Source organism: Citrobacter sp. TBCS-14 (assembly GCF_005280805.1).
GTDB classification, from domain to species: Bacteria; Pseudomonadota; Gammaproteobacteria; order Enterobacterales; family Enterobacteriaceae; genus Citrobacter; species Citrobacter gillenii.
The window spans coordinates 279-524 of record NZ_SZWM01000067.1; the positions used below are offsets into that span (position 1 = coordinate 279).

At 50.4% G+C, this 246-nt stretch carries 1 protein-coding gene; it reads right to left on the bottom strand.

Going from position 1 to position 246, the window contains the following annotated elements:
• The coding region (locus FDX22_RS00370) for a chorismate-binding protein (protein ID WP_186805262.1) at positions 1–246 on the bottom strand (246 nt) is incomplete at its 5' end.

Here is a 246-nt window from a genome sequence, read left to right on the forward strand (position 1 = left end):
TCAGTTCTCCAGTTGGTGCAAAATACGATTCACTTTATCAAACGTTTCCTGATACTCCGCGTCTTCCTGACTGTCTGCAACAATGCCACCGCCAGCGGAGCAATAAATTTGTCCGTTTGTGGCTGTCAGTGTGCGAATGGTGATGCTGGTATCCATATTGCCGCAAAAGCTCAGATAACCAATGCTGCCGCACCAGGCGTTGCGTCTTTGCGGCTCCAGTTCGTCGATAATTTCCATCGCCCGCAC